Source organism: Lichenihabitans sp. Uapishka_5 (genome assembly GCF_033947565.1).
In the GTDB taxonomy this organism is placed as follows: domain Bacteria; phylum Pseudomonadota; class Alphaproteobacteria; order Rhizobiales; family Beijerinckiaceae; genus Lichenihabitans.
On sequence record NZ_JARPVX010000172.1, the window covers coordinates 1 to 2301 of the forward strand.

Below are 2301 nucleotides of genomic sequence, written 5' to 3' on the forward strand. Positions count from 1 at the left end.
GAGGGGTCGGGATTGGACGCGAAATGGGGGTCGTCGTTGGAAGCGATTTGACATGCCGGGCGCCAGGATCGGCACCGGCGTGTCGTCGCCATGCAGGACAGCCGTGTTGCCGATCACCTCGCGCCGCAGCAGGTCGACAAGCGGCATAAGGGCCGCCGCGGTCGCCCCCACCCAGCCCGACAAGGTCGAGGTCTGCAGGGTGACACCCTCGCGGGCGAAGATCTCGACCTGGCGGTAGAGTGGCAGGTGGTCACACGAACTTGGCCACCACGATGTGCGCCAGAAGCCCAGGCCCAACCCGGCCACGCGCGATCGGGTGGAACGGCGCCGGCGCTTGCACGACCGTGTCGCAGGCGCGGGACGCGAAGGCGCCGCGGACGTGGCGGACCACCTTGAAGCGGCCCGGCACAGAGTCGAGCGTCTCGGTGACGTCCTCGCCGATGCGGCGCAGCTTGCCGCCGCAAGCAGAACAGGCGCAGGGACCAGGGTGGATCACGTCCTCTCGCGGCAGGTGCTCGGGCAAGGCCCGGCGGGCGGGCTTGTCGGCGCTCTCCTCGGTCGCGATGGCTGGAGCCGCCTCTGCCGTTCGCTCGGCCGTGTCGGTCTCGATCGCCTCGATGGCGAGTTTCAACTGCTCGACCCGGCCGTCCAGCTTCTCGGACGAGGCGCCGAACTGCTGCCGCTTGAGCCGCGCCAGCTCGAAGCGTAGCTTCTCGATCAGGGTGCGGGCATGGAGCGCGTCCTGCGCCATGGCGACGACCATGCGCTTAAGCGCGTCGACATCGTCACGGAGCTGCGCCGGATCGGCAATCATGCCAGCAGCTTAGCTTCCGCTCGCCCCCGCCGCCATGGTGTCGGCCTCACCGCTGGTGAGTCACCCTGCCGCACTCATCCGGCAAGACGCGGCTGGTCGGTCCGAACGGGCGCCCGCCAGTCGATCCCTCCGCCAGCTTCTCCAACAGGCTTCGCCTGCCGGAGCCTCAAGCTGGCTCCGCCCTCCAGAAGCATGGCGACCTGCGCCGGCGTCAGCGCGGCCGCGGCACCCTGAGCGGCCGCCGGCCATAGGAAGCGACCCTTCTCGAGCCGCTTGGCAAACAGGCAGTAGCCCTGGCCACCCTTCAGTCGCCACTCCATCCAGCTTCGCTGGACGGAGCCTCTGGCTCCTTCCGCCCACCACAGCATCTTCACCAGCCGCCCCTGCCGGCCGCGGAACACGAAGGCCTGGCCGGAGAACGGGTCGCGCTTCAGATGGTCCTGCACCAGCACGGCCAGACCATCGAAGCCCTTCCGCATGTCGGTATGGCCGGTCGCCAGCTAGATCCGTGTCCCAGCTGGAACCGGGATCATCGGCCGACGAGCGCCTCGATCACGCCTCGCAAAAGGGCCGCATCGACCATGCCCTCGGCACGCAACCGATGACCGCCCGCCAACTCGACTTCTATCGTGCCGACCGGCTGCACGGGTAGAGGTGGATCAATAGGTTCTGGCAGGGCAAGCGGCACGAAGGCCGGCGCCGGAGACGCTTCACGGATCTGCGCCGCACCGAGCGCAGTCCGCCGCCATCGGAACAGCAGGCTGGAGTGCAGGTTGTGACGCCGCGCCACCACCGACACCGTCACGTCCGGCGCTTCCGTCTCCGCCACCGCCACAATTGCCCGCTTCTCTTCCGCAGACCAGATCCGGCGGGTGCTCAACGTCACGTGCGAAGGGTTCGTTATAGGTCCAAACATGGTGCCGATACAGGGCTAGCAGCCACCATCTCTATCCAGCACCACGCGTCACACCAGCAAGGCGCCGCCCACCGAGCGCTTACCATCTGGCGGTCGACACGCTGGGTCATCTTCTGACGCTGCATGTCACGCCGGCTAACGCCGAGGATCGGGCGGAAGTCGGCCGGTTGGCCGAGGCAGTGCAGGAGGCGACAGGGCAGAGTGTGGACCTGGCCTATGTCGACCAGGGCTACAAGGAGGAGCGAGCCGAGAAGGCAGCCAAGGAGCATTAGATCACGCTCGAGGTCGTCAGACTGCCAGAGGCCAAGAAGGGCTTCGTGCTCCTGCCACGGCGATGGGTGGTCGAGCGATCCTTCGCCCGGGCTACACGTTTTCGGCGCCTCGTCAAGGATTACGAGCGCTACGCCAGTACGCTAGCAGACCTCCACATCGTCGCCTTCGTCTGCATCATGCTCCGAAACCTCGCCCGTCGTGCTACAGGTCAATAACAGCCTCTAGAGCATCGGACTGTGAAGAGGACTCGTTTGCGTGACGTGATTGGCTGTGATTCACCGGTTGTGGAGGTGGATCA

General features: G+C 66.8%; 4 protein-coding genes and 1 pseudogene. 1 reads left to right on the top strand and 4 read right to left on the bottom strand.

Annotated features, from left to right (window positions below):
• The 4 genes from P7D22_RS22835 to tnpA form a co-directional block, all read right to left on the bottom strand.
• The coding region (locus tag P7D22_RS22835; protein ID WP_319936544.1) for an IS66 family transposase at window positions 1-306 on the bottom strand (306 nt) is incomplete at its 3' end.
• Window positions 251-814 carry an IS66 family transposase zinc-finger binding domain-containing protein gene (locus P7D22_RS22840; RefSeq protein ID WP_319936545.1) on the bottom strand — a complete coding sequence of 188 codons (564 nt, stop codon included), beginning with the start codon at window positions 812-814 and terminating at the stop codon, window positions 251-253. The genes P7D22_RS22835 and P7D22_RS22840, both read right to left, overlap by 56 nt.
• A gap of 74 nt (window positions 815-888) precedes the next feature.
• A complete protein-coding gene (gene tnpB, locus P7D22_RS22845) occupies window positions 889-1314 on the bottom strand; it encodes an IS66 family insertion sequence element accessory protein TnpB (protein WP_319936547.1) in 426 nt (141 codons plus the stop codon).
• A 29-nt stretch (window positions 1315-1343) separates the two neighbouring features.
• Complete coding sequence (tnpA, locus tag P7D22_RS22850) at window positions 1344-1700, bottom strand: IS66-like element accessory protein TnpA (protein WP_319936546.1); 357 nt, start codon at window positions 1698-1700, stop codon at window positions 1344-1346.
• Window positions 1701-1786: 86 nt separating this feature from the next.
• Here tnpA and P7D22_RS22855 point away from each other — a divergent pair.
• Window positions 1787-2218, top strand: a pseudogene (locus P7D22_RS22855) (transposase); the annotation flags it as partial.
• Window positions 2219-2301 lie beyond the last annotated feature (83 nt).